The sequence below is a fragment of the Caulobacter sp. GW821-FHT09B08 genome, assembly GCF_059418225.1.
Map to the genome: position 1 here is coordinate 54,990 of NZ_JBWKPL010000011.1, position 23,180 is coordinate 78,169.

Genomic DNA, 23,180 nt, shown 5'->3' on the forward strand with positions numbered 1-23,180 from the left:
CCGTTTCGGTCGACGATCCGCTAAAAGGACGCGTGACCGCACAGATTCCTGCCCTCGATCTCGCGCCCGCCCTGGTGGTGCTGCCCGGCCCGCGCGCCGGCGTGGCCGACGGTTCGGGCGAGGGGCGGGTGCTGCGCACGCCCGACGCCCGCGACCTGTTCGAATACGGTCCGGTGCTGGTCGCCCACGCCTCGATGACCGCCAAGCGCTTGAACATCCATGCCCCGGCCCGCGGGCGCGGCGTGTTCGACGTGCTGGAGCTCTATGTCTTCACCCGGCCCGCGACCTTCTGCGCGCCGTCGGCGGTGGGCCTGGCCACGGCCCTGGGCCTGCCCGAGCCCAAGGGCGCGTCCGCCCAGGCCCAGACCCTGCGCGACGCCGCCGCCGCCCTGCTGCACGAGCTGTCGCTGACGCCTCGGCCGTCGCGGGAAGAGGCCCTGGCCGTGGCCGAGACCCTGGCCCGGGCCGGCTGGTCGTGGGGACCGGCGGTGGTCGGCGCCCTGCGCTCGGCCCCGGTGGGCAACCAGTTCCGCAGCTCGGGCCTGGACGTCTGGGCCCGGGCCACCGAGTGGGAGGATCAAGCCCCGGTCGGCGAGCCCGGCAGCCGTCCCGTCGATCCTGAGCGCGCCAGCGAACGTCTGAAGGAGCTGCTGCATCGCTCGGGCCTGGACGAGGTGCGCGAGGCCCAGGACACCTTCGCCCGCGAAGCCGCCTTCGCCTTCGCCCCGCGCGAGCGGGAGGGCGAGCCTCACATGATGCTGGCCGAGGCCGGCACGGGGGTCGGCAAGACCCTGGGCTATCTGGCCCCGGCCTCGGTGTGGGCCGAGATGAACGGTCCGGCGGTGTGGGTCAGCACCTACACCCGCGCGCTGCAGCGCCAGATCGAGCGCGAGAGCCACTCGATTTATCCCGATCCGCTGGTTCGCGCCCGCAAGGCGGTGGTCCGCAAAGGGCGCGAGAACTACATCTGCCTGCTGAACTTCCAGGAGCAGGTCAACACCGCCCAGCTGGGCAACGGCGACTTGATCGGCCTGGGCCTGGCCGCTCGCTGGGCGCGGGCCACTCGTGACGGCGACATGACCGGCGGCGACTTCCCGGCCTGGCTGCCGACCCTGTTCGCCATCCCGCCCTCGGCCCAGGCCGGCCCCGCCAACCTGGTCGACCGGCGCGGCGAGTGCATCCACGCCGGCTGCCAGCACTATCGCGTCTGTTTCATCGAAAAGGCCGTGCGGGCCTCCAAGCGGGCCGACATCGTCATCGCCAATCACGCCCTGGTGCTGAGCCAGGCGGCCTTCGACGGCGCCCGGGCGGCGCGGGGGCTGAAGGGCGACAACGAGACCACCTCGCTGAAACGCATCGTCTTCGACGAGGGCCACCACCTGTTCGACGCCGCCGACAGCGCCTTTTCGGCAGCCTTGTCGGGCGCGGAGGCCGCCGAGCTGCGCCGCTGGCTGCGTGGTCCCGAAGGGCGTGGACGACGGGGCAGGGGGCTGGAGGCCCGGCTGCTGGACATCATCGGCGAGCGGGAAGGCGCGCGCGGCGCCCTGAACGCCGCCCTCCAGGCCGCCGCCGCCCTGCCGGGCGAGGGCTGGTCGGGCCGCATCGCCCCGCCCGACGGACAGGTCAATCCGATCGGCCCCATCGAGACCTACCTGGTCTCGGTCATTGAACAGCTGCGGGCGCGAGTCACCGACCGTCCCGGTGCGGCCGAGCAGGGGCTGCAATGCGCCGCCCGGCCGGCCATCGACCTGGTGCGCGAGCGGGCCGGCGAGGCCGCCAAGGCCCTGGCCGCCATTGAGGCCCCGCTGCTGGCCCTGGCACGCCACCTGGAAGACGTGCTGGACGAGGAGGCCGACAGCCTGCCCACCGGCGAACGCGCGCGGATCGAGGGCGCGCTGCGCGGCCTGGATCGCCGTGCCCGCATGACCCTGCCGGCCTGGCGCTCGATCCTGAAGGCCATCGACGAGGACGCCGAGGACGATCCGGAGTTCGTCGACTGGTTCGAGGCCACGTTCCTGTACGGCCGGGTGGTCGACGCCGCCTGCCGCCGCCATTGGGTGGATCCCACCGAGCCGTTGCGCGCCGCCGTCCTCAGCCCCGCCCACGGCGTGCTGGTGACCAGCGCCACCCTGACCGACCCGGCGCTGGAGGACCCCTTCGCCCTGGCCGAGATGCGCACGGGCGCGGCCCGCCTGCCGCAGACGCCCAAGGTGCTGCGCCTGGTCTCGCCCTTCGACTACGAGAACAACGCCAAGGCCTTCGTGGTCACCGACGTCGGCAAGGACGATCCTCGCCAGGTTTCGGCGGCGATGCGCGAGCTGTTCCTGGCCTCGGGCGGTGGCGGGCTTGGCCTGTTCACCGCCATCCGCCGGCTCAAGGCCGTGCACGAGCGGATCGCCGCGCCCCTGGCCGACAACGGCCTGGCCCTCTACGCCCAGCACGTCGATCCGCTGGAGGCCGGGGCCCTGGTCGACATCTTCCGCGCCGAGGAGGACGCCTGCCTGTTGGGCACTGACGCCATCCGCGACGGCATCGACGTGCCGGGCCGGTCCCTGCGCCTGCTGGTCTTCGACCGCGTGCCCTGGCCGCGTCCCGACGTGCTGCACAAGGCTCGTCGCGCGCGGTTCGGCGGCAAGGGCTACGACGACTCCACCGCCCGCGCCCGGATCAGCCAGGCCTTCGGCCGCCTGATCCGCCGGGCCGACGACCGGGGGGTTTTCGTGATGCTGGACGCCGCCGCCCCGACCCGCCTGTTTTCCAGCCTGCCCGAGGGCGTGACGATCGAACGCGTCAGTCTTGTGGAAGCGATCGAGGCCACCGCCGCATTTTTGTCGACAGATCGGTCTTAATCAGGGATCGGACAGTCTTTCGATACAGCGCCGCTTGAAGACGGTGCGATCGGTCGGTTTTCGGGGATATCGGTGGCTTTGCGTAGAGGATGGGTCGCGTTCGCGGCCATGGCTGTATTGGCGACGGCGCCCGTAGCGCGGGCGGGCGAGTTCGTGCGCTTCGATTGCCGCACCGTGGTCAAGTCGACCGACAGCCTGCGCTTCGACACCGACGAGCACTTGCGCTGGTACAAGCGGTTCTGGACGGGGACCTGCGATCACCTGGCCCTGTGCTTCCCCGGCTCGCCCAACTGGAACGACATCGTCGGCAAGCTGCTAGCCAAGGGCGGTCCGGCCGAGCAGCCGGCGCTGCTGCCCAAGGCCTGCCGCCTGGGCCAGCTGATCGGGCTGGAATGGGCCAAGGACAAGGGTGTCCAGAAGATCACCACCAAGGACCTGCGGCAGTTCAACCAGATCCTGGAAGCGGCCGGCGATCCCCTGAAGGGCGTCGACGCCGTCGAGGCCCGGGCGCGCGCCCTGGCCGGCCAAACTCCGAAATAGGCCGTCGCCGCCGAAGAGTCGTCTCGCCGACGCATTGCCGTCGAATTCCTGCAACGCAAGCCGTCTAGACCCTCGTGCCGGGGGATGGAGTGCAGGAGCGTAAGCATGACCAGATCCCAGACCGCCGCCAGCGACCTGGCCGTGGACGAACAGGCCGATCCCGGTCACGCTCGCTCGGCTCGCGCCCTGGTGCAGGGTGTGCGCTGGCGCAGCGGCCTCTCGCAGGACGAGTTTGCTCGGGCCTTCTGCATTCCGGTCGACCTGTTGGCGGCGCTGGAGCTGGGCCAGGCACGGCCCGATACGGCCCTGACCGCCTATCTGCGGGTCATCGACCATGCGCCGGACGTGGTGCGCGAGGCGCTGGAGCGGGCCTAGGCCCCCGCCACGCCCCGGCGATCTGAGGCCGCCGGGGTTTGTCGCCGGGGGCTGCGTCTGGCATGGAGGAGGCGACCAAGGAGCCTTTCGCCTCGTGACCGACGTCCGCACCCACAAGCAGCGCATGATCGCGGGCGATCTCTACAGTCCCATCGATCCGGAGCTGATGGCCGACCACGAGGCCGCTGTGGCCTGGATGGGCCGCTACAACGCTCTGGACCTGCCGCCGGCCGAGCGCCACGCTCTACTGGGTGAACTGTTCGCGGACGTCGGCGCGCGGGTCAGCATCCGCCCGCCGTTTCACTGCGACTACGGCTACAACATCTCCGTCGGCGAGGGTGTGTTCCTCAACTTCAGCTGCGTGATCCTGGACGTCACCAAGGTGACCATCGGGGCGGCGACCACCATCGGGCCGCACGTCCAGATCTATACCGCCGAGCACCCGCGCGATCCGGTCGAGCGCCGCACGGGCATCGAATATTCGCGGCCCGTCGTGATCGGCGAGAACGTCTGGATCGGCGGCGGCTCGATCATCCTGCCGGGCGTGACCGTCGGCGACGACGCCATCATCGGCGCCGGCAGCGTGGTCACCCGCGACGTGCCCAAGGGCGCGACGGTGGTGGGCAATCCCGCGCGGGTGCGGGCGCCTAAGGCTTAGGTTTCACCGGCAGCCAGACCTCCAGCCCGCCTTCGCCGGTGCGCGGATCGAACTGCGGCCCATAACGCTCGAACAGTGGGGCGTCCGCCGGTGCGTAGTCGGAGGCCGGCAGCCACACCGTCCAGATGGCGTGCATGGTGGTGCGGATCTTGGAGATGTGGTCGGCGTGGCGGAACACGGCGTAGCGCTGGGCGGGCACGCGCAGGGCCGAGAACTCGGCCGGCAGGTCGGAGAAGGCTTCGACCTCGACCCCGGCCAGATAGTCGAAATTGCCGTGGTCGTCGCCGTTGGTGCAGACGCCGTAGGTGACGTCCGCCAGGTCGCCGCCGACCTGGCCCGGGATGTGGCCCAGATAGGGAACCAGGCGTCGCCACTGGCTGGGGATGCTGGCGCCGCCGTCGGCGGTGTCGCAGCGCTGGAGGATCCCGGCGAGCAGGAGAGGACGCCCGTCCTCGAAACGGGGCGGGGGCAGGTCGGCGCGGGGCGTGCTGTCGAGCATGATGGGCTCCACCAGGGGCAGGGTTTCCAGGTCGCGCGTGGCCCGCACCTGTTCGGGCGTGACCCCGAACTGATCGCGGAACGCGCGGGTGAACGCCTCGTGCGAGCCGTAGCCGGCCTCCAGGGCCACCGACAGGATGTCGGGCGCCCCGTTGGCCAGCTGCCGCGCCGCCTCCGTCAGCCGCCGCGCGCGCAGATAGCCGATCACCGGCCAGCCGGTGGCGACCGCGAAGGCGCGGGACATGTGGAAGCGCGAGACGCCGCCGGCCTTGGCCACGTCGTCCAGGCCGATCGGCTTGGCGCCGTGGTTTTCGATGAACCAGATGGCCTGCTGGACGGGATTCATGGGGCGGGTCTCGCGACGAAGCGTGCGGCCTGAATAGCGCGCCCGCCGGAAGCTCATTTGATCGCGATTGCGCTCAGAGCAAGGTTCGCTGGGCGGGCATGATCACTTCGGGCTCCAAGGCTTCGCCCCGTCGGCGCAGTTCGGTCTCGGCGCTGAAGCGGACATTGATGTCGCGGTCCCGGGCCAGGTCTTGCAGCGCTTCGGCGCCGACGCGGTCCCAGGCCTTGCCGCGCTCGGGTCCGGCCGGGACGCGCACCAGCAGGCCCGGCTCTAGGCTCCAGGCCAGAAGCTGCTCCAGCGAGGCCTCGTTGAGCATGTCGCGCAAGTGATGGGCGGTGACATAGGCGTCGGGCAGGGCGCGGTGGGCGGGCAGGCCTAATTCGTGGACCAGGCCTTCGGGCATGCGCTGGTAGCGCAGCATCTGGTTGGAGAAACCGGTCAGGTGGGGCCAGAGCCGCAGGGCGCATTTCCAGGTGCAGATCCAGGGCGCGCCGCCCGTGAACCTCGGCGTGCAGTAGCGCTGCTCGAAGGCCGCGCGGTGAGCGGCCAGGGCCTGGACGCCGCCGGCGGGCTTGAGAATCTCTCCGGCGACATCCTTCCAGAACGGCGCGCCGGCCACGTCGGCGTCGAGGATGTGATGGACCGCCATGGTCTCGGGCGTGATCGGGCGGCCGGGATTGACCAGCCGCGCCCCGCGTTCCTCGTCGATGCGCCAGAGGCCATCGGGGCCCTGCACGACGTCCTGCCAGCCGATCTCGCAGACGTCGTGGGGGCCGTTTCCGGCGGTCTCCAGATCGATGACGCGGACGCGAGGTGGAAGCATGGAAAGGGATATGGGCGCGGGCGGGTCCCGATCCAAACGCGCGACCTAGGCGTCCAGCGCTGTCACCGCGTCGCCGAGGCGGACCGCGCCGCCCTCGATCACCCGCGCGGTGATCCCGCCATGGCCGCGCACGGCGTTGTAGCCGCCGGGGCCGAGGATGGACTCCATGCGGCTGCAGGGGTGGCAGTCGTCGGTGGCTTCCAGCACCGCCGCGCCGACCTGGAAGCGGCGGTCCTTCAGGGCGCGCAGGTTGATGCCCGAGACCACGAGATTACGGCGCAGGTCGTCCGGCGTGACCTGACGGTCGAGATAGCCGGCGATGGCGGCCAGGTCCTCGGCCTGGATCAGGGTGACCTGGCGCTTGCCGCCCGGTTTGCCGGCATAGTGGTCGCCGACCAGTCCGGCTTCACGGGTGATGTCGACGGCGTCCAGCGCGGTCAGCGGCGCCTTGCGGGCGGGCCGCACACCGATCCAGGACACCACGCCCGGCCGCATGGGAGCGGCCATCAGCCGGGCCAGGGGAGAGTCGGGGTTGAGACCCCGGCTCACGCCTTTTCCACAAAGCTGTCGATCACCTTCTTGTCGCCGGCCTTGTCGAACGACACCGACAGCTTGTTGCCCTCGACGCCCGTGACCTTGCCGTAGCCGAACTTGACGTGGAACACCCGGTCGCCGCGCTTGTAGGCGCTGGCGGCCGAACTCGCCGAGACCGCCACCAGCCGGCCCTCGCCCTCGATGGGCGCGGCGCGGGCGGCCGAACCACCGGCTCGCCAGGTCGGCGTCGGACGCTCGCCGAAGCCGGAGGCCCGGTCCTGGGCGCGCTTCCAGCCGGGGCTGTCGTAGCTGCCGGCGGTGAAGGTGCTGGTGCCAGGATCGTCCCAGCGCGACGACACCGTCTGCTGCATGCCCGGACCGCCGCCGTAATAGCCGGTCTCCGAGGCCGCATCGACGTGGGCCAGGGGCAGTTCGTCGACGAACCGCGAGGGCAGTTGCGACGTCCAGCGGCCATAGACCTGGCGGTTGGCCACGAAGCTGATCCGCGCCTCCTCGCGAGCGCGGGTGATGCCCACATAGGCCAGGCGCCGCTCCTCCTCGAGGCCCTTCTCGCCCTTGTCGTCCATGCTGCGCTGGCTGGGAAAGACGCCTTCCTCCCAGCCGGGCAGGAAGACCAGCGGGAACTCCAGCCCTTTGGCCGAGTGCAGGGTCATGATCCAGACCGCGTCGTCGCCGGCGCCCTTGTCCAGGTCCATGACCAGCGACACGTGCTCCAGATAGGCCTCCAGCGTGTCGAAGGCGCTCATCGACTGGACCAGTTCCTTCAGGTTCTCCAGCCGCGTCTGGCTGGTGGGACCCTTGTCCAGGCGCAGGGCGTCGGTATAGCCGCTCTCCTCCAGCACCTGCTCCAGCAGGCGCTGGTGCGGGATCACCGTGGCCTGCTGGCGCCAGCGGTCGAGATCACGCAGGAAGTTGGAAAGCGCCGTGCGGGTGCGAGCCGGCAGGTCGTCGCCGCCGATGATCACTCGCGCCGCCTCGACCGTGGAAATCCCCTCCAGCCGGGCGATCTGCAGCAGCTTCTGCACCGAGGTGTCGCCGATGCCGCGCTTGGGCGTGTTGACGATCCGCTCGAAGGCCAGGTCGTCGTCGGGTGACTGGATCAGGCGCAGATAGGCGTGGGCGTCGCGGATTTCGGCGCGCTCGAAGAAGCGCGGGCCGCCGACCACCTTGTAGGGGATCTGCAGCATCACGAACCGCTCTTCGAAGGCCCGCATCTGGAACGAGGCGCGCACCAGTATGGCCATGTGGCTGTACTTGCGGCCGGCGCGCTTGGCCTTCTCGATCTCGTCGGCGACCATCCGGCTCTCGGCCTCGCCGTCCCAGACGCCGCTGACCTTGACCTTCTCGCCGCCCTGTTCCTCGGTCCAGAGCGTCTTGCCCAGGCGGCTCTTGTTGGAATTGATCAGCCCCGCCGCCGCCGCCAGGATGTGCTCGGTGGAGCGGTAGTTGCGCTCCAGCTTGATGACCTTGGCGCCCGGGAAGTCGCGCTCGAAGCGCAGGATGTTGTCGACCTCCGCGCCCCGCCAGCCGTAGATCGACTGGTCGTCGTCGCCCACGCAGCAGACGTTCTGGCGGCCCTGGGCCAGCAGGCGCAGCCACAGGTACTGGGCGACGTTGGTGTCCTGGTACTCGTCGACCATCACGTACTGGAAGCGCCGCTGGAAGTCGGCCAGCACGTCGGGGTTGCTGGTGAAGATGGTGATGTTGTGCAGCAGCAGGTCGCCGAAGTCGCAGGCGTTCAGGATGCGCAGCCGCTCCTGGAACTGGCGGTAGAGGGTGATGCCCCGGCCGTTGGCGAACTCGCCGGCCTCGCTCTGCGGCACGCGGTCGGGCGTCCAGCCGCGGTTCTTCCAGGTGTCGATCAGCCCGGCCAGGGCGCGGGGCGTCCAGCGCTTGGCGTCGATGTTCTCGGCCTCGATCAGCTGTTTCAGCAGCCGTTCCTGGTCGTCGGTGTCGATGATCGTATAGCTGGACTTCAGCCCCACCAGCTCGGCGTGGCGGCGCAGGATCTGGGCGGCCACCGAGTGGAAGGTGCCCAGCCAGCGCAGGCCCTCGGCCTCGTCGCCGATGATGTGGGTGATCCGCTCGCGCATCTCGCGGGCGGCCTTGTTGGTGAAGGTGACGACCAGCAGCTCCCACGGGCGGGCGCGGCCGGTGGCCAGGATGTGGGCCAGGCGGGTGGTCAGGACGCGGGTCTTGCCCGTGCCCGCGCCAGCCAGGACCAGCACCGGGCCCTCGGTGGCCTCGACGGCCGCGCGCTGCTCGGGGTTCAGCCCGTCCAGATAGTTGGCGACGGCATGGCCCTCGGGCCCGCGCGGGCGGGCCAGGTCGGAAATGCGCGGAGCGGGGAGGTCGCCGGGGAAATCGCCGAAGGGCGGGGTTGAGTCGAAGCCTTGAGACATGGAACATATGTAGCACAAAGTTCGCCGGGCTTAAGCCCTCGCGCCCATCCGTCGCGGTTAGGGCGCGCCCGCGCCGGAACCTCGCCCGACGCCTCCCGTTTGTTCGGCGGGGATGGAAACGCGGGAGAACACAGTGGCTGAAGGTTCCAATACGAGCGGGGGCGGCAATACGGGTCTGGCGTTCATCATCGGCGCCCTGGTGGTGGTCGTGGCGGTGATCGCCTTCTTCGTCTTCACCGGCGGCATGACCCAGAAGAAGAGCGTCGACATCAACGTGAAAGCGCCGCAGCTGGACGCGCCCAAGGTTCCGGACGCGCCCAAGCCGGCCGGCTAGGGGAGGGCGCGATGGCGCGTCACGACCTTCGGCCGCAGCACGTGGGCCTGGCGGGGCTGACCCTGCTGGGCGTGCTGCTGCTGATCGCCGTCCTGGTGATCGGCGGTTGGCGCTCGGGTTTGCTGTCCGTGAAGTCGTCGGACCTGGCGATGCGGTTGCCCGCCGCGCCGGGCCTGCCCAAGCGCGGGGCCGATCCGGCGCCCGTGCCCTTGCCCAAGCCCGGTCCGGGCGTCGCCGCCGACGGTTAAGCGCCCGCCTGCGCGTGAAGCAGGGCATAGACGCGGCAGGCCGAGGCCAGCGGCCGCTCGCCGCGACCGGCGTCGATGCGTTGGATCAGGCTGGCGATGCTGATGCGGTCGGCGCTGGCCGCCCCTTGCAGCACGGTCCAGAACTCGGGCTCCAGGGCCAGCGAGGTCGCGTGGCCGGCCAGGTTTATCGAACGTTTCTTCAGACTGCCCATCATGCCCGTCCCCAGGTTGCGGCCCGCTTCCATGTTTCTGAACGCATGTCGCGGATCGGGCGTCGCTGAATTCCCCTTGAATAAAGATGACGCCATGTCATCTTTAGGGGCGCAGCAGGAGCATGCCCGATGATCGCAGCCACGCAAGGGTTTGGTGAGCAAAAGGTCCGCCAACCGATGCGGAACCGTCGCGACGCCTTCAACCTGCAGCCTTTGCGGGCGTTCAAGGCCGTCCGGCGCCTCATCGCCGACAAGGAAGACACCGCCCAGGTGTTCGAGATCATGCGGGCGCTCTCGGGCCGCGCGATCCCCCGGGGCTACCGCCGCCTGCTGAGCACGCCGGAGGGCGGCCGCATCGCCTACGAGCGCGACGAGTTCGCCGAGCGGCTGTCGGACCCCGCCTGGTTGGCCCAGTTCTCGCCGGGCACTGTCGGCGCGGCCTATCGCGACTTCATCGCCCCGCGCGGCCTGTCGGCCGAGGGCCTCGCCGAGGAGAGCCGCAAGGTGCCGGAGGCCGATGTCGACGCCGCCCACCCGCTGGCCTGGTACGCCCGGCGCATGCGCGACGTGCACGACGTCTGGCACGTGCTGACCGGCTACGGCACCGACGCCCTGGGCGAGGTGTGCGTGGTGGCGTTCTCGTACCAGCAGACACGCAGCCTGGGCTTCGCGGTCATCGCCCTGGCCGGCGAGCGGCAGATGCGCAAGGCCAAGGTGGGTCAGCCCTACGGCCAGGCGGTGCGTGAGGCGCGTCGCAACGGCAAGGCCGCGGCCTGGCTGCCGGCGGTGGACTATCCGGCCCTGTTCGCCCTGCCGCTGGACGAGGCCCGCCGCCAGCTGAAGATCGCGCCCAACACCACCTACCAGGCCATTCCGCCGCAATATCGCGACCGTTTCGCCGCTTAGATCTCTTTGTTTTTACGCGTTTTCTTCAGGCGAACCGGTTTCCACTTCGCTCGAAAACGCTTTGGCTAGGCGTCGCGATAGCGGGCGATCAGCGGGTCGGCGGCGGCCTGGGCCAGGACCCAGTCGCGGAAGGCGGCGATCTTGCGCACGCGCCGTCGCTCGCTCGGATAGGCCAGCCAGTAGCCGCCCCCGAAGCGGGCGACGATGTCGAACGGGGCGACCAGCCGGCCCTGGGCGATCTCCTGGGCGAAGAAGATCGGCGAGCCCAGGGACAAGCCCTGATCGGCCAGGGCCGAGGCCACTTCCAGCGCCTGGGCGTCTGCCGAGAGGCGGGGCGGGGCGTGGTCGTCCTGGACGTCGACCCCCGCGGCCTCGAACCACGCCGCCCAGAAGTTCGGCGCGCCGATGCGCGGCGCGCGCAGCACGTCGGCCGGCGTGGCCAGGCCGCCGATCCGCTCCAGCAGGGCCGGGGTGCACAGCACGGTCTGGGCCGAGGGGATCAGGAAGTGCGCCTCCAGACCCGGCCACTCGCCCGAGCCGGCGCGCAGGGCCAGGTCGAAGTTTTCGCGCTGCAGGTCCACGACCCGGCTGGAGGCGTCCAGGCGCACCGCGATCCGGGGATGCGCGATCTGGAAGCCGCCCAGGCGCGGCGCCAGCCAATGGCCGCCGACGCTCTGGACCGTGGTGATCGACAGCACGCCCTCCTCGGCGTCGACCAGGTCGGACACCGCCGCGCGCAGCAGGCTCATGGCCTCGCTGGCCGCCCGCGACAGGCGCTCGCCGGCGGGGGTGAGGGCCACCTCACGGGGCAGGCGGACGAACAGCGCCTGGTCCAGGCGCTGCTCCAGGGCCTTCACCTGCCAGCTGACCGCCGCCTGGGTGACGCCCAGCTCGTCGGCGGCGCGGGTGAAGCTCTTCAGGCGCGCGGCGGCCTCGAAGATGCGGATGGCGCTGAGCGGCAGGGTCGCGAGGATGTCGGCCATAAGTAAAGCTTATGATTACCCAAGGAGGCCGCGTTTGTCATCCATAGGGTGAAGGCGGAAATTCCTCGTCGTTGAATGCCAAGGAAGGCGACGATGATGGACGAAGTCCTCAAGACCCATAAGGAAACCACGTTCGGCTGGGTGCTGGCGCTTCAGGAGCTGGTGGCGCGGCGCCGGGCCGGGCTGGTCCGCCGGGCGCGGGTCCAGGCGGCCGAGGCCAAGCGGACGGCGCCGCGCCGCCACCTGGCCCCGCGTTAGGGCGACCGCGCCTACTTCAGCGGCAGGAACAGCTCCGCCGCCGTGCCCTGTTCGGGCTCGTCCAAGAAGAAGCGCTGGCAGTAGATCGGGAAGTCGCGCATCTCCTCGCTGCTGGCCGGCAGCCAGTCGCGGTAGAGGTAGAGGGCGGCGGGCTCGAGATTGTGGGTGTCGCCGGTCACCCGCAGCACCGCGCAGCGCCCGCCGGGGATCTCGCCGGCCTTGACCGTTTCATCCCCCTCGACCGACTGGCCGGCGCCGAGGCCGATGCAGAGGTCCATGCTGTAGTCGGCGAGATCGGCGGGGCGGCGCTCGGAATGCCAGATGTTGAAGGTCGGATTGGTCTTCGGCGACATCCCGGCGGCTTTGCGCCAGGCGATGAAGCGCTGGATGGTGGCGTCGAGGGTCTCGGGATCGCCCCGGTGCTCGAAGATCGCCACGCGGGTGGAGGCGACGTCGCGGAGGGTCACCTGGTCGGGGGTGAAGGTCGTCTGCATGAGCTTGCTCCTGGCAATGTTGAGAGGCTTGAAGGCCTGGAGCCACGGGACCCAATCGGGCGATTTCCGGAAACTGGACGGCGACTGCTGAAACCTTTGCCGAAAGGCGCGGGCGAAGGCGTCGGGCGTCTCGTAGCCGGCGTCCAGGGCGATGTCGGTGACACTCTGCCCCTGCACATCGGCCAGCCGCTTGGAAGCCCGTTGCAGGCGGGCCAGCTGGACGTAGCGGTGCAGCGAGACCCCGAAGGTCGCCTTGAACTGTCGATGGAAATGGAACTTGGAAAACGCCGCGACGCCGGCGACCGCCTCCAGGTCCAGATCGTCGTCCAGATGCTGGTCGATGTGGTCCAGCACCCTCCGCATCCGGGCATGGTAGTGATCTAGCGCCGTCGTCATCGTCCTCGTCCCTCGTGGCGCTCTCAACTAGGCGCGCGGGGACCCTTCACGCTCGACCGATCTTGCGGTTTGGAGAGGGGGCCGGACTCAGTCCTCGCGCTTGGCGCCGTCCAGCTCGCGTTTCAGCTTGTCGGCGCGGGCGGAGTCCAAGGCCTTGTCGGCCTTGGTGCGGCCGAACTTGGCGCGGTTCTCGGCGGCCTTGGTCTTGGCGTCGGTCTTGGCCTTGGCCTTGCGGGCCTGGTTCAGGTTGAGGATCTCGGCCATCGGTCAGCCCTTCTTGGTCGGCGCCTTGGCGGGCGTAGCAGGGGCAGGCGTAGCAGGCCGGATGATCAGGGTCGACTGCAGGCGCAGGGTCTGGTCCTTCTTCAGCACGAACGGCGCGCGGCCCGGGAAGACGCAGTTCTGCATCGACAGTTCCTTGCGCAGGATCCACTGGGTGATCGGCGCGCCGTTGGCCTTGCAGGCCAGGCCTACGGTCCAGGCCGGCGAACCCTCGCCGGGCGTCCAGGCAAAGCCCATCGACTTGCCCGCCTCGACCGGCGTGACGGCGGGGGTCACGGTCTTGCCGCCCGAGCCGAAGTTCAGCCGGTCGGGCTTGATCAGCCGCACGGAGAAGCCGCCATAGCCCTTGGCGTCGTCGCTGCCGCCCAGGGCGAGGGTGTCGCTGCGGGCGGTGATCACGGTGTCGAAGTCGATCCGTCGCGCGCCGTCCTTGAGGGCGTAGACCCGCACCTTGGTGGTTTCGCGCGCCACATAGTTCACTTCCGGCGCCGAATTGACGATCCAGTCGGCGTTGACCACCAGGGTCCCGCCGCCGGAGCTGTCGCTCTTGAAGCGCTTTTCGCGGACATGGAAGGTCAGGCCCTTCATGAACCAGCCGTCGGCGACGTTCTTGCCGTCGACGATCACCTGGTGCCAGCTCCAGAACGCCCCGCGCTGGTGCAGGTGGTCGGCCGGACGGTCCTCGGTCAGCACGGTTCCGTCGGGCGCGTAGATCGGGTGGACGTAGTTCAGCCGGCCCGGCTCACGGGTGTCGGCGGCGGTGGTGCGGTAGAACAGCACGCTCTTGCCGCCGTCGGTGATGGTCACGCCGTCGGGCGCGAACACCGCGTCGACACGGGGCAGGGGCGTGGCGGCCGGCGCGGCCGGGGTTTCAGGAGTCGACGCCACGACAGGCGCGGGCGGCGCACTCTCGACGGTCTGGGCCGAGGCGGTGGAAGCGGTAAGCAGCACCAGGGCGGCGGCCAGCGGTCTGATCATCCAGTAAATCCGTTCCGAGAAAAGTGTGAGCGTTCACTTACTATTGATATCAGGGCGAGCGCCCAAGTCAAATTGCAACTTCAGCATGAACGTAACGGGAACGTTCTTTCTCGGCAAGTCTCTCGAAACCGCGCCATGGGCCTGGCCGTTGTGCCTTGCGAAACGCCAACAAGGAGCACGGCGATGATCAATCCCTCGGAAATCCGCGAACATCTGGAAGTGGTCGGCTCGGACGGCGGCCATGTCGGCCGCGTCGACCATGTGGTCGGCGGCGAGATCGAACTGGCCAAGCTGGACCTGGGCGGCGGCCTCAAGCACCACCTGATCCCGATCACCTGGGTCGACCACGTGGACGAGGACGGCGTGCACCTGACCCTGACCAAGGACGACGCCAAGGCCCAGTGGCGCGAGAAGCACTAGCGCGATTGACAGTCCCGCGATGCTGACCGATCCCTCGCCCGGCAACGGGTGAGGGATCTTTCGCATGTACCAGCTCTATTACAGCCCCAGCACGGCCAGCCTGGCGGTGCACTGGATGCTGATCGAGCTGGGCGTTCCGTTCGAACTGGTGCTGACCGACATCGAGACCGGCGGCCAGAAGCATCCCGACTATCTGAAGCTCAATCCGGGCGGCGTGGTGCCGACCCTGATCGTCGACGGCGCGCCGGTGCTGGAAAGCACGGCGATCCTGATGCTGCTGGCCGAGCGCCACGCCGAGCGGGGGCTGGCGCCCGCGCCCGGCGCGCCCGCGCGGGCGGCTTATCTGCAGTGGATGGTCTATCTGGCCAACGCGCTGATGCCGAGCTTCCGGGCCTGGTACTACCCGCACGAGCCTGCCGGCGAGGCCAATGCCGAGGCCGTCAAGGCGGCGGCCCAGGCGCGGATCGAAGCGGTCTGGGACCGCGTCGACGCCCAACTGGCGGCCGGGCCCTACATGCTGGGCGAGCGGCTTTCGGCCTTGGACTTCCTGGCCACCATGCTGATGCGCTGGTCGCGCAACCTGCCCAAGCCCGCCACGGTCTGGCCGAACATCGCCCGCTATCTCACGATCATGCGGGCCATGCCGTCGTTGCGCGAGGTCCACGCCCGCGAGGGCCTGACCGACTGGATCGACGGCTAGGCCGCTTCGGTCCGGGCCAGCGGCCGGCGCCACGGCGCGATCACGGCGGCCAGGATCAGCAGGGTCAGGTTGACGCCCAGGGCCACGCCGCCGAACGCCAGGCCGCCGAACTTGACGACATGGATCAGGACCAGCACGGCCAGGGTCGCGCTGGTGGCGACCCGCAGGCCCACGGTCCAGAACCGCGCGTCCTTCACCGCCACCGCGGCGGCGATCAGCACGGCCAGCGGCGCCCAGAAGGTCCACTCCGGCGGGACCTTGAACGTCAGCAGCAGGGCCGCCGACAGGGTCAAGGTGAAGGCGCAGCCCCAGGCGACAGCGGCCCAGGCCTTTTCCAGGCGCGGCGCCGGGCGGCCGCGATCGCGGCGGCGGGTCAGCCAGATGGTCACGCCGCTGCTGGTCACCACGCACAGCGCCACGCCCAGCAGGCCGTAGGCGATCTTGACCGGCAGGCCGCCGAACGAGCCGAAGTGCAGCGGATAGGACGAGGCGAAGATCTGCTTGCCGATGCCGTCGCTCGACAGGCCCAGCGTGCCGGTCATGGCGCCCTGGGCGTCGAAGGTGTAGCGCTCGGCATAGACCAGGCGCTTGGGCATGGCGGCGTTGAACTCGACCAGCTGGCCCTTGGTGCCCAGGCCCGTCAGCGAGATCAGGGCCGGCTCCAGGTCGGTCTTGCCGTCGAACCAGGCCATGGCCTTGGCCAGGTCGGGGAAGGGGGCGGGCGTAGGGTCGGCCTTGGGCACGCTGCCGTAGATCGGGGCTGTGACCTTGGCGATGTCGCCCTTGGTCGTCACCCCGGCCACGGCGAACAGCAGCAGGCTGGCCAGGCCGATATAGGCCCCGGTCCAGGCCACCACGAGGTGGAACGGCGCGCCCCAGACGCTGAGGCGGTTGTGCAGGTCGGCCTGGGACAGCCGCTTGGCGCCGGCCCAGCGGAAGGCGAAGGCGTCGCGGAAGATCTTCGGGTGGGCCAGGAAGCCGGAGACGATCAGGCCGGTCAGGGCCGCGCCAACCAGCCCCACCACGATCAGGCCGACGGTTTCGGGCAGGTGCAAATAGATGTGCAGGTGCTCGAGGAAATGCACCCACGGCGCGCCGGCCTCGCCGACGATCCGGCCTTGGGCGTCGGCCACGAACACCTCTTCGCCGACATAGGCGTGCAGGCGCGGCAGGTCGGGCGTGGGCAGCACCATGTAGACGACGCCGGCCTTGGGGTGAGCCTTGGTCAGACCCTCGGCGAAGGTCTGGACGGCCTGCGGGCTGGCGTGGGTCAGGGTGGGAACGGCGGGCTCTTCCCAGAGCTTCAGCTCGTTCATGAAGACCGCGACCGTGCCCGACAGGCAGACGATGTAGATCAGGGCGGCGGCGACCAGGCCCAGGCCCGAGTGGCCCGATAGCACGGTGCGCACGAAGGCGGGCGGAACCTTGGGCCAGATCGACGGGCGGTTGGCGGGCTCGGGCCCATCCTTGCTTTTGGGGGCGGCGACTTCGGGAGGCGTGGCGGCGTCCATGCTGGGCTCCTATTGGGGTCGCAGGACGACGGCGAGGGCGCAGACGGCGGTCAGGCCGACCAGGCCGAGCGTGGTGCGCAGCAGCTTGCGGTCGGCGCAGGTCCAGACCATGGCCCCGGCCAGGATCAGGGGCGCGCCGAAGGCGGCGGCGACCAGCTTGTCGGCGGGGGCGCCCGGGGTCCAGACGGCCAGGGCGACGCCGGCGGCGGTGGCGGCGGCGGTCGAGGCGGGCAGGGCCAGCAGCACGGCGGCCAGGGTGCGGGGCCAGGTCGTGGCCGGGCCTTGCCCCGGATCGGCCCCACCGGCCGTGGCGCGGATCGGCTTGGCCTTCTTGCCGTGCGGCAGGGTCCAGCGGCCGCTGATGACGATGAAGACGGTGGCGGCCACGGCGACCAGCAGGGTCGAGATGGCCACGCCGCGATCCCCGCCGGCCCAGGGGGCGAGCAGGGCGGCGGCGGCGATCAGCAAGGCCCAGCCGCTGGCGATCTGGGCGGCGCGCGGCTTGGGATTGAGCTTCCACGCCCGCCACAGCAGCCACACGCCGCCGGCGCTGGCCGCCACGGCGGCCCAGGCCAGCCCACCGGCCAAGGCGGGGCTCACGGCTGGTATCCGAAGGACGTCGTCGGCGCGGAACGGTTCACTGAAGGCCTCTGGATCGGGAGCGACTGCGGCTGATTAGGCCTCGGACGCCGCACTTGCAAGTCGTTCTCATGAGCGCCGCGCATGCAGCGCCACGACCGCCAGGCTGGTGCGGTCCTGGTCGATCAAAAACATCCAGATATGGCAGGTCGAGGGGACCAAGCCCCGAAAAGCGAGGGCTCCGGGGAGGCGGCCTCCCCGGAGCCCTGAGTCTTATTTCACGCTGGCGCAGAAGCGCTGGATGCGCTGGCAGGCGTCTTCCAGCACGTCGTTGGCGGTGGCGTAGCTGATGCGGAAGAACGGCGACAGGCCGAAGGCCGCGCCGTGGACCACGGCCACGCCCTCGGCTTCCAGCAGCTCGCCGGCGAAGTCCTCGTCCGACGTGATGACCTTGCCCGAGGGCGCGGTCTTGCCGATCAGGCCGGCGCACGACGGATAGACGTAGAACGCGCCTTCCGGGGTGGGGCAATGCAGGCCGCTGGCCTGGTTCAGCATCGACACGACCAGGTCGCGGCGCTCCTGGAACAGCTTGGCGTTCGGCTTGATGAAGTCCTGCGGGCCGTTCAGGGCCTCCAGCGCCGCCCACTGCGAGATCGAGCAGGGGTTGGAGGTGGTCTGGCTGATCATCTTGGCCATGGCCTTGATCAGCGGTTCGGGACCGGCCGCGTAGCCGATCCGCCAGCCGGTCATCGAATAGCCCTTCGACACGCCGTTCATCGTCAGGGTGCGGTCGTAGAGCTTGGGCTCGACCTGGGCGATGGTGGTGAATTCGAAGTCGTCGAACACCAGGTGCTCGTACATGTCGTCGGTCAGCACCCAGACCTGCGGGTGGCGCAGCAGCACGTCGGCGATGGCCTGCAGCTCGGCGCGGGTATAGGCGCCGCCCGAGGGGTTCGACGGGCTGTTGATGATCAGCCACTTGGACTTGGGCGTGATCGCCGCTTCCAGGGCTTCCGGGGTGATCTTGAAGCCGCTCTCGGCGGTGGTTTCCACCGACACCGGCGTGCCGCCGGCCAGCAGAGTCATGTCGGGATACGACACCCAGTACGGGGCGGGGATGATCACCTCGTCGCCCGGGTTCAGGGTGGCGACCAGGGCGTTGTAGATCACCGGCTTGCCGCCCGGGGCGACGTGGACCTGGCTGGGCTTGTAGTCCAGGCCGTTCTCGCGCTTGAACTTGGCGCAGATCGCCGCCTTCAGCTCGGGCATGCCGTCCGGATCGGTGTACTTGGTCTTGCCGGCCTTGATGGCGGCGATGGCGGCGTCCTTGATGTTGTCGGGAGTATCGAAGTCCGGCTCGCCCGCGGACAGGGCGATGATGTCCCGGCCGGCCGCTCGCAGGGCGCGGGCCTTGGCGCTGATGGCGATGGTGGCGGACGGAGCGATGCGCCGCAGGGCGGCGGACTCGAGCGACATGGTTCAGGACTCCCCTGGGAGGACGTGGACTAAAAAGGCCTGTTTCAGGATTGGGGCGGTCTTTACGCCCGCGCTTGCGCCGGTGCAACGCACCAAAGGCCGGATATCGCGGGGTTCTTGCGTCTCTCCCTGGCTCGCGGTACCGCTATCATCCGTAAGCACGAGAGGCCGCGCCGCATGGCGGGCGGCCCTGGAGGAAACGACCATATCGCCCCGTCGCTGGACGGGGCTGGACGCAACGACGTCTCTGAAGGGGGAAGACCATGAAGAAGATCGCAAGCCTGGCCGCTGTCGTGGCCGTGGGGCTGACCACCGCCACCGCTGGGGCGGCCCACGCCGCCGACGGGGTGATGAAGTACGCCATCAACAAGCCGTCGGTGGGCTGGAACGTCTATGGCGCCGGCCAGACCAACGCTCCGATCAAGGACAAGTCGGTCACCGGCGGAAACGCGGTGCGGGTCCAGGTCACGACACCGACGCCGGATCAGCCGTGGAGCAACGCCGCCGGCCAGGGCGTGGACGGCAAGATCACCAAGGGCGACGTCATCACCGTGGCCTTCTGGGCCAAGGCCGAGCCGGTGGACGGCGGGCCGGCGACGGCGACGATCAGTTCGGTGGGGGTCCAGCAATCGACCGCGCCGTGGAGCGGCATCGTCAGCGGCCAGGTGGAGACCATCGGCGGCGAATGGAAGATGTACACCTTCAGCGGCCGGGCGACGATGGACGCCGACAAGGGCGCGGCGGGCGTCAGCCTGCAGCTGGGCGGCGCCAAGCAGACCATCGTGCTGGGCCCGCTGTTCGTCCTGGATTTCGGGCCGAACTACGATCCGTCGATGGTGAAGTAGGGGGAGCCCGCCCGCGAGGGCGGACGCCTCGACAGTCGCGCCCACGCCTGCGACATAGGTCTCATGGGGCGGATCGTACGCATCTTCGTGGTTCTGGGAGGCTTGGCTTGCCTGGCGACGGGCCTGTACGCCGGCGGTGTCGCGAGCCCGTTCCTGGCGATGGGCGCGATTGTCTTGGCCATGGTCGCGACGGAGATCGCCGCCCGGGCCTATTCCAGGCTCGTCATTCAGCCGAACCTGGAAAAGGCTCAAACCCGACCGGCCCTCCGCAGCGGCCCGCTCCATCTGGTGCTGCGCGGGGGCGTGGTGTGTTGCGTGGTCGGGTTCGCGGGCGTTCTGAGCGTGACGCGGCATCTGGCGACGAACCCTGAGCCCGCGCCGTACTATCTTGTCACGGGCGGACTTGGCCTTGTCGGGATCTGCCTGATCACCTTCGCCATCGTCGCGTTCAAGGCCGCTCATCGGCCGCGGTGACGGCGAGCTAGCTCCGCAGGTGTTCGACGAACGCGGCCAGATGGCGGCCCAGATAGGCCAGGGTCTTTTCGTCGATCACCTGGCCGTTCTCGATCTTGGTGTGGGCCTGGCCGACCAGCATCTCGCCGAGCGGCCAGTACTGCGCCGAGACCTTGCGCAGCGACTGGCGCAGGGCGTCCTGGGCGCGGACCGTGCCGGTGACGCCTGGCGAGGCCCCGACGATGCATGCCGTCTTGCCCGCCAGGACCGAGGGGCTGCCGCGCGAGGCCCAGTCGATGGCGTTCTTCAGCACGCCGGTGATCCCGCCGTTGTATTCGGGGCAGGCCAGCAGCAGGGCGTCGGCGCCCCGGATGGCGTCCTTCCAGGCGGTGACCGGCGCGGGATCGCCCTGGTCCTCGACGTCCTGGTTGAACAGCGGCAGGTCGTGCAGGCCGAAGATCTCGATCGTCACCCTCTCTGGCGCCACGTCCTGGGCCGCGCGCAGCAGGGCGGTGTTGAACGAGGCGGCCCGCAGGCTGCCCGAGACGCCGAGAAGTTTCATGAGGGACTCCGCACTCCAGGAAGGCGGCGACCCTAGTCAGCCTCGGCGGCGCGGTGAAGGGCGTTCAGGCCGTGAGGGCGGTCCTGATCGGCGTCTGGGCCAGATCGCCCAGGCTCGCCTCGACGTGAGTCCAAAGGCGTTGCAGATCGCGGCTGGCCGGGCTGCCGGGCTCATGCTCGGCCACGCTGCGGCCGTGGGCCATGGCCGTCTGGAACGCCTCGCGCGAGCGCAGGCCGTGCGGGGCCAGCGGCAGGCCGCAGAAGCGCAGGGCCTCCATGATCTCCGGATAGGCCACCGGCGCGACGTCCGAACGGTTGGTGTGGGCCTGGTTGATCACCACGAAGCCGGTCTTGCCCAGGCGACGCACGGCCTCGGCCGAGCGGACGATGGGGGCCAGGTCCAGGAACGAGGGGCGGCCCACCACCAGGCACAGGTCGGCGGCGTTGACCGCCAGGGCCACGTCGGCCTCCGGCGAGGCGGGGGTGTCGATGAACAGGTAGTCGTAGTCCTCGCGCTGGGCGCTCGAGCGGGCGTGGAACAGCTTGCCGGCGTTGATCTCGGCCAGGACGGGACCCGGCTCGGCGCGGGCGCGCAGGGTGTCCGTGGCCGAGCGCTGCGGGTCGATGTCGGCCAGCATGACCTTGCGCCCCGACAGGAACGCCATCAGGGCCAGGTTGACGCAAAGGGTCGTCTTGCCCGAACCGCCTTTGCGAGAAAGCACGGTGATCGTCTTCATGGCTGGCCCACTTTCCCCGACCAGGCATCCTCGCCGTACGCCGCGAGGTTTCCCAAGTTCAGATTGTTATGGGCCAAGGTATGAACAGAAGTTCAACCTGCGATTACTGAGGTCGGCGGCGCGCGATCAGACCGCGCGGGCGTCGCGGTCGCGGCTCTCCAGGGCCAGCAGGGCGGCCACGTGCGCCCACAGGCGCTCGATCTCCTGGGCGGCGGGGCTGGCGGCGTCCCATTCGCTGACCGAGCGGCCCCGGGCGATGGCCTGCTGGTAGACGGTGCGCGAGCGCATCCCGATCGGCGCGATCGGCAGGCCGCAGAACCGCAGGGCCTCGATGGCCTTCTGCACCGCCACCGGCTCCAGTCCGCCGCGCTTGGACGGGGCCTGGTTGAGGACGATCAGACCGGCCTTGCCCAGGCGGCGCACCATCTCGGCCGAACGCGCCACCGAGGCGATGTCCAGGAAGGTGGGGCGGCAGACCAGCAGGCACAGGTCCGCCGAGTTCACGGCCACGGCCACGTCGGCGTCGGGCGCGGCGGGGGTGTCGATCACCATGGCGTCGTAGGCGTCGTGTATGGCCTGGGAGCGGGTCTGGAACAGCTTGCCGGCGTTGATCTCGGCGAAGACCGGGCCCGGCTCGCTGCGCGCCCTCAGGGCGTCCGAGGCCGAGCGCTGCGGGTCGATGTCGGCCAGGATGGTCTTCCGACCCGCCAGATGGGCGGCCAGGGTCAGGTTGACCGCCAGGGTCGTCTTTCCGGCCCCGCCCTTGCGGGAAATCACAGCCAGGGTCTTCACGTCCGACGCACTCCCCAACGCGCTTCCGGCCAACATCCTTCACTGATGGGGCCGGAGAGCCTGTGGATAACTTAGCCGCCCGTTACGACAGGGACGCAACGGAAATGTCGTGTTGGGGGAATCTTAACCACGACGCGACGCCGCCTGGCCGAAAGCGTGACGGTAAAATGGGCGTCCGGCGGGCGATTTGCGCTCCCGCCGTGCTTGACCGCGAGCAGGGCTTGGGCGAGGCAGGCGCATGCTTCGTCGCCTGATCGACTTCTTCACCAACATGGACGCCCGCGCCTGGCGCACGGTGGCCGTGTCGTTCGTCCTGTTCGGCGGGGTGGGAGTGGTCTTCCTGTTCGGAGCCCAGCTCTTGGGCCTGAACGGCGAGGTGACGGTCGAGCACTGGCTGAGCGCCGCACACGGCCCCTGGGCCCTGCCGGTGGCCGTCAGCGCCTTCGCGGTGCTGGCCTTCATCGGCGTGCCGCAGTTCGTGCTGATCGCCGCGGCGGTGGTGGCCTTCGGGCCCTGGACCGGCTTCGCCTACAGCTGGATCGGCACCCTGGTGTCGTCGATGATCGGCTTCTGGATGGGAAGAGCGTTCGGCGGGCGGCTGCTGAAGGACTTGGCCGGCGACGGCGTGGCCAAGTTCATGAAGCTGATCGGCAAGAACGGCTTCCTGGCCAGCCTGATCGTGCGGCTGGTGCCCTCGGCCCCGTTCATCGTCGTCAACATGGCCGCCGGCGTCACGCCGATGAAGATCCGCGACTTCGCGGCCGGCACGGCCATCGGCATCATTCCGAAGATCGCCCTGACCGCCTTCGCCGGCAATTCGATCGTCCAGGCCCTGAAGGGCGGCGGCCAGCGGCACATCGTCATGCTGGTGGTGGCGGTGGCGGTCTGGATCGTCGCCGGCCTGATCGCCCGCGCCTGGCTCAAGAAGCGCGAGGATACTGCCGAGTAGGAGGTTCGCCTCGCCTCCAC

At 69.8% G+C, this 23,180-nt stretch carries 28 protein-coding genes; 13 read left to right on the forward strand and 15 right to left on the reverse strand.

Annotation, left to right across the window (positions count from 1 at the left end):
- Nucleotides 1–32: 32 nt before the first annotated feature.
- From AC07OA_RS23580 to AC07OA_RS23595, 4 genes are all read left to right on the forward strand, one after another.
- Nucleotides 33–2,849: an ATP-dependent DNA helicase gene (locus tag AC07OA_RS23580; protein WP_494666267.1), complete on the forward strand. Its 2,817-nt coding sequence runs from the start codon at nt 33–35 to the stop codon at nt 2,847–2,849.
- 108 nt (nt 2,850–2,957) lie between these two features.
- Nucleotides 2,958–3,389 (forward strand): hypothetical protein, encoded by a 432-nt coding sequence (locus AC07OA_RS23585; protein ID WP_494666268.1) that lies wholly within the window; start codon nt 2,958–2,960, stop codon nt 3,387–3,389.
- Between the two features lie 105 nt (nt 3,390–3,494).
- Nucleotides 3,495–3,764, forward strand: a complete 270-nt coding sequence (locus AC07OA_RS23590) for a helix-turn-helix domain-containing protein (RefSeq protein ID WP_494666269.1) — start codon at nt 3,495–3,497, stop codon at nt 3,762–3,764.
- 94 nt (nt 3,765–3,858) lie between these two features.
- Nucleotides 3,859–4,422 carry a sugar O-acetyltransferase gene (locus AC07OA_RS23595; RefSeq protein ID WP_494666270.1) on the forward strand — a complete coding sequence of 188 codons (564 nt, stop codon included), beginning with the start codon at nt 3,859–3,861 and terminating at the stop codon, nt 4,420–4,422.
- On the opposite strand, the gene AC07OA_RS23600 is transcribed toward AC07OA_RS23595, so the two are convergent.
- From AC07OA_RS23600 to AC07OA_RS23615, 4 genes are all read right to left on the reverse strand, one after another.
- A complete protein-coding gene (locus tag AC07OA_RS23600; RefSeq protein WP_494666271.1) occupies nt 4,412–5,266 on the reverse strand; it encodes an AraC family transcriptional regulator in 855 nt (284 codons plus the stop codon). The two genes, AC07OA_RS23595 and AC07OA_RS23600, sit on opposite strands and share 11 nt — an antisense overlap.
- Before the next feature lie 73 nt (nt 5,267–5,339).
- Nucleotides 5,340–6,089: an exonuclease domain-containing protein gene (locus tag AC07OA_RS23605; protein WP_494666272.1), complete on the reverse strand. Its 750-nt coding sequence runs from the start codon at nt 6,087–6,089 to the stop codon at nt 5,340–5,342.
- A 45-nt stretch (nt 6,090–6,134) separates the two neighbouring features.
- Entirely contained in the window at nt 6,135–6,638 is a 504-nt protein-coding gene (locus AC07OA_RS23610) for an MOSC domain-containing protein (RefSeq protein WP_494666273.1), read from the reverse strand.
- On the reverse strand, nt 6,635–9,046 hold the full coding sequence (locus AC07OA_RS23615; protein WP_494666274.1) for an ATP-dependent helicase: 2,412 nt from the start codon (nt 9,044–9,046) through the stop codon (nt 6,635–6,637). Before AC07OA_RS23615 ends, AC07OA_RS23610 begins: the two co-directional genes overlap by 4 nt.
- 133 nt (nt 9,047–9,179) lie before the next feature.
- On the opposite strand from AC07OA_RS23615, the gene AC07OA_RS23620 reads away from it, so the two are divergent.
- Nucleotides 9,180–9,380 (forward strand): hypothetical protein, encoded by a 201-nt coding sequence (locus AC07OA_RS23620; RefSeq protein ID WP_494666275.1) that lies wholly within the window; start codon nt 9,180–9,182, stop codon nt 9,378–9,380.
- Between the two features lie 11 nt (nt 9,381–9,391).
- Nucleotides 9,392–9,628: a hypothetical protein gene (locus tag AC07OA_RS23625; RefSeq protein ID WP_494666276.1), complete on the forward strand. Its 237-nt coding sequence runs from the start codon at nt 9,392–9,394 to the stop codon at nt 9,626–9,628.
- Here the strand turns inward: AC07OA_RS23625 and AC07OA_RS23630 are convergent.
- Nucleotides 9,625–9,840 (reverse strand): ribbon-helix-helix domain-containing protein, encoded by a 216-nt coding sequence (locus AC07OA_RS23630; RefSeq protein ID WP_494666326.1) that lies wholly within the window; start codon nt 9,838–9,840, stop codon nt 9,625–9,627. The genes AC07OA_RS23625 and AC07OA_RS23630 overlap by 4 nt on opposite strands.
- A gap of 129 nt (nt 9,841–9,969) precedes the next feature.
- Here AC07OA_RS23630 and AC07OA_RS23635 point away from each other — a divergent pair, with 129 nt between their 5' ends.
- Entirely contained in the window at nt 9,970–10,746 is a 777-nt protein-coding gene (locus tag AC07OA_RS23635; RefSeq protein WP_494666277.1) for a Coq4 family protein, read from the forward strand.
- A gap of 65 nt (nt 10,747–10,811) precedes the next feature.
- Here AC07OA_RS23635 and AC07OA_RS23640 read toward each other — a convergent pair whose 3' ends face one another.
- The gene (locus AC07OA_RS23640) at nt 10,812–11,729 is read right to left on the reverse strand and encodes a LysR substrate-binding domain-containing protein (RefSeq protein ID WP_494666278.1); all 918 of its coding nucleotides are present in this window, start codon (nt 11,727–11,729) and stop codon (nt 10,812–10,814) included.
- A 93-nt stretch (nt 11,730–11,822) separates the two neighbouring features.
- Between AC07OA_RS23640 and AC07OA_RS23645 the strand changes: the two genes are divergently transcribed.
- Nucleotides 11,823–11,987, forward strand: a complete 165-nt coding sequence (locus AC07OA_RS23645) for a hypothetical protein (RefSeq protein ID WP_494666279.1) — start codon at nt 11,823–11,825, stop codon at nt 11,985–11,987.
- Nucleotides 11,988–11,998: 11 nt separating this feature from the next.
- Here AC07OA_RS23645 and AC07OA_RS23650 read toward each other — a convergent pair whose 3' ends face one another.
- The 3 genes from AC07OA_RS23650 to AC07OA_RS23660 form a co-directional block, all read right to left on the reverse strand.
- Complete coding sequence (locus AC07OA_RS23650; RefSeq protein ID WP_494666280.1) at nt 11,999–12,877, reverse strand: AraC family transcriptional regulator; 879 nt, start codon at nt 12,875–12,877, stop codon at nt 11,999–12,001.
- A gap of 87 nt (nt 12,878–12,964) precedes the next feature.
- Nucleotides 12,965–13,141, reverse strand: a complete 177-nt coding sequence (locus AC07OA_RS23655; protein WP_494666281.1) for a DUF4169 family protein — start codon at nt 13,139–13,141, stop codon at nt 12,965–12,967.
- Between the two features lie 3 nt (nt 13,142–13,144).
- A complete protein-coding gene (locus AC07OA_RS23660; protein WP_494666282.1) occupies nt 13,145–14,137 on the reverse strand; it encodes a DUF6807 family protein in 993 nt (330 codons plus the stop codon).
- Between the two features lie 183 nt (nt 14,138–14,320).
- Between AC07OA_RS23660 and AC07OA_RS23665 the strand changes: the two genes are divergently transcribed.
- Both AC07OA_RS23665 and AC07OA_RS23670 read left to right on the forward strand, forming a co-directional pair.
- Nucleotides 14,321–14,557, forward strand: a complete 237-nt coding sequence (locus AC07OA_RS23665; RefSeq protein ID WP_494666283.1) for a DUF2171 domain-containing protein — start codon at nt 14,321–14,323, stop codon at nt 14,555–14,557.
- Nucleotides 14,558–14,621: 64 nt separating this feature from the next.
- The gene (locus AC07OA_RS23670; protein ID WP_494666284.1) at nt 14,622–15,257 is read left to right on the forward strand and encodes a glutathione S-transferase family protein; all 636 of its coding nucleotides are present in this window, start codon (nt 14,622–14,624) and stop codon (nt 15,255–15,257) included.
- Here the strand turns inward: AC07OA_RS23670 and AC07OA_RS23675 are convergent.
- The 3 genes from AC07OA_RS23675 to AC07OA_RS23685 all read right to left on the reverse strand — a co-directional run bounded on the left by AC07OA_RS23675 (nt 15,254) and on the right by AC07OA_RS23685 (nt 18,823).
- Nucleotides 15,254–16,768 carry a PepSY-associated TM helix domain-containing protein gene (locus AC07OA_RS23675; protein WP_494666285.1) on the reverse strand — a complete coding sequence of 505 codons (1,515 nt, stop codon included), beginning with the start codon at nt 16,766–16,768 and terminating at the stop codon, nt 15,254–15,256. The two genes, AC07OA_RS23670 and AC07OA_RS23675, sit on opposite strands and share 4 nt — an antisense overlap.
- A 9-nt stretch (nt 16,769–16,777) precedes the next feature.
- Nucleotides 16,778–17,368 (reverse strand): hypothetical protein, encoded by a 591-nt coding sequence (locus AC07OA_RS23680; RefSeq protein WP_494666286.1) that lies wholly within the window; start codon nt 17,366–17,368, stop codon nt 16,778–16,780.
- Between the two features lie 252 nt (nt 17,369–17,620).
- Nucleotides 17,621–18,823, reverse strand: a complete 1,203-nt coding sequence (locus AC07OA_RS23685) for a pyridoxal phosphate-dependent aminotransferase (RefSeq protein WP_494666287.1) — start codon at nt 18,821–18,823, stop codon at nt 17,621–17,623.
- Between the two features lie 263 nt (nt 18,824–19,086).
- On the opposite strand from AC07OA_RS23685, the gene AC07OA_RS23690 reads away from it, so the two are divergent.
- Both AC07OA_RS23690 and AC07OA_RS23695 read left to right on the forward strand, forming a co-directional pair.
- Nucleotides 19,087–19,668, forward strand: coding sequence for a carbohydrate binding domain-containing protein (locus tag AC07OA_RS23690; RefSeq protein WP_494666288.1), 582 nt, complete (start codon nt 19,087–19,089; stop codon nt 19,666–19,668).
- Between the two features lie 63 nt (nt 19,669–19,731).
- The gene (locus tag AC07OA_RS23695) at nt 19,732–20,142 is read left to right on the forward strand and encodes a hypothetical protein (protein ID WP_494666289.1); all 411 of its coding nucleotides are present in this window, start codon (nt 19,732–19,734) and stop codon (nt 20,140–20,142) included.
- Nucleotides 20,143–20,149: 7 nt separating this feature from the next.
- Here the strand turns inward: AC07OA_RS23695 and AC07OA_RS23700 are convergent, their stop codons facing one another.
- The 3 genes from AC07OA_RS23700 to AC07OA_RS23710 form a co-directional block, all read right to left on the reverse strand.
- Nucleotides 20,150–20,683: an NADPH-dependent FMN reductase gene (locus AC07OA_RS23700; RefSeq protein WP_494666290.1), complete on the reverse strand. Its 534-nt coding sequence runs from the start codon at nt 20,681–20,683 to the stop codon at nt 20,150–20,152.
- A gap of 64 nt (nt 20,684–20,747) precedes the next feature.
- Nucleotides 20,748–21,419, reverse strand: coding sequence for an AAA family ATPase (locus AC07OA_RS23705; RefSeq protein WP_494666291.1), 672 nt, complete (start codon nt 21,417–21,419; stop codon nt 20,748–20,750).
- Between the two features lie 126 nt (nt 21,420–21,545).
- Nucleotides 21,546–22,211: an AAA family ATPase gene (locus AC07OA_RS23710; RefSeq protein WP_494666292.1), complete on the reverse strand. Its 666-nt coding sequence runs from the start codon at nt 22,209–22,211 to the stop codon at nt 21,546–21,548.
- Between the two features lie 238 nt (nt 22,212–22,449).
- Between AC07OA_RS23710 and AC07OA_RS23715 the strand changes: the two genes are divergently transcribed.
- Nucleotides 22,450–23,160, forward strand: a complete 711-nt coding sequence (locus AC07OA_RS23715) for a TVP38/TMEM64 family protein (RefSeq protein ID WP_494666293.1) — start codon at nt 22,450–22,452, stop codon at nt 23,158–23,160.
- Nucleotides 23,161–23,180 lie beyond the last annotated feature (20 nt).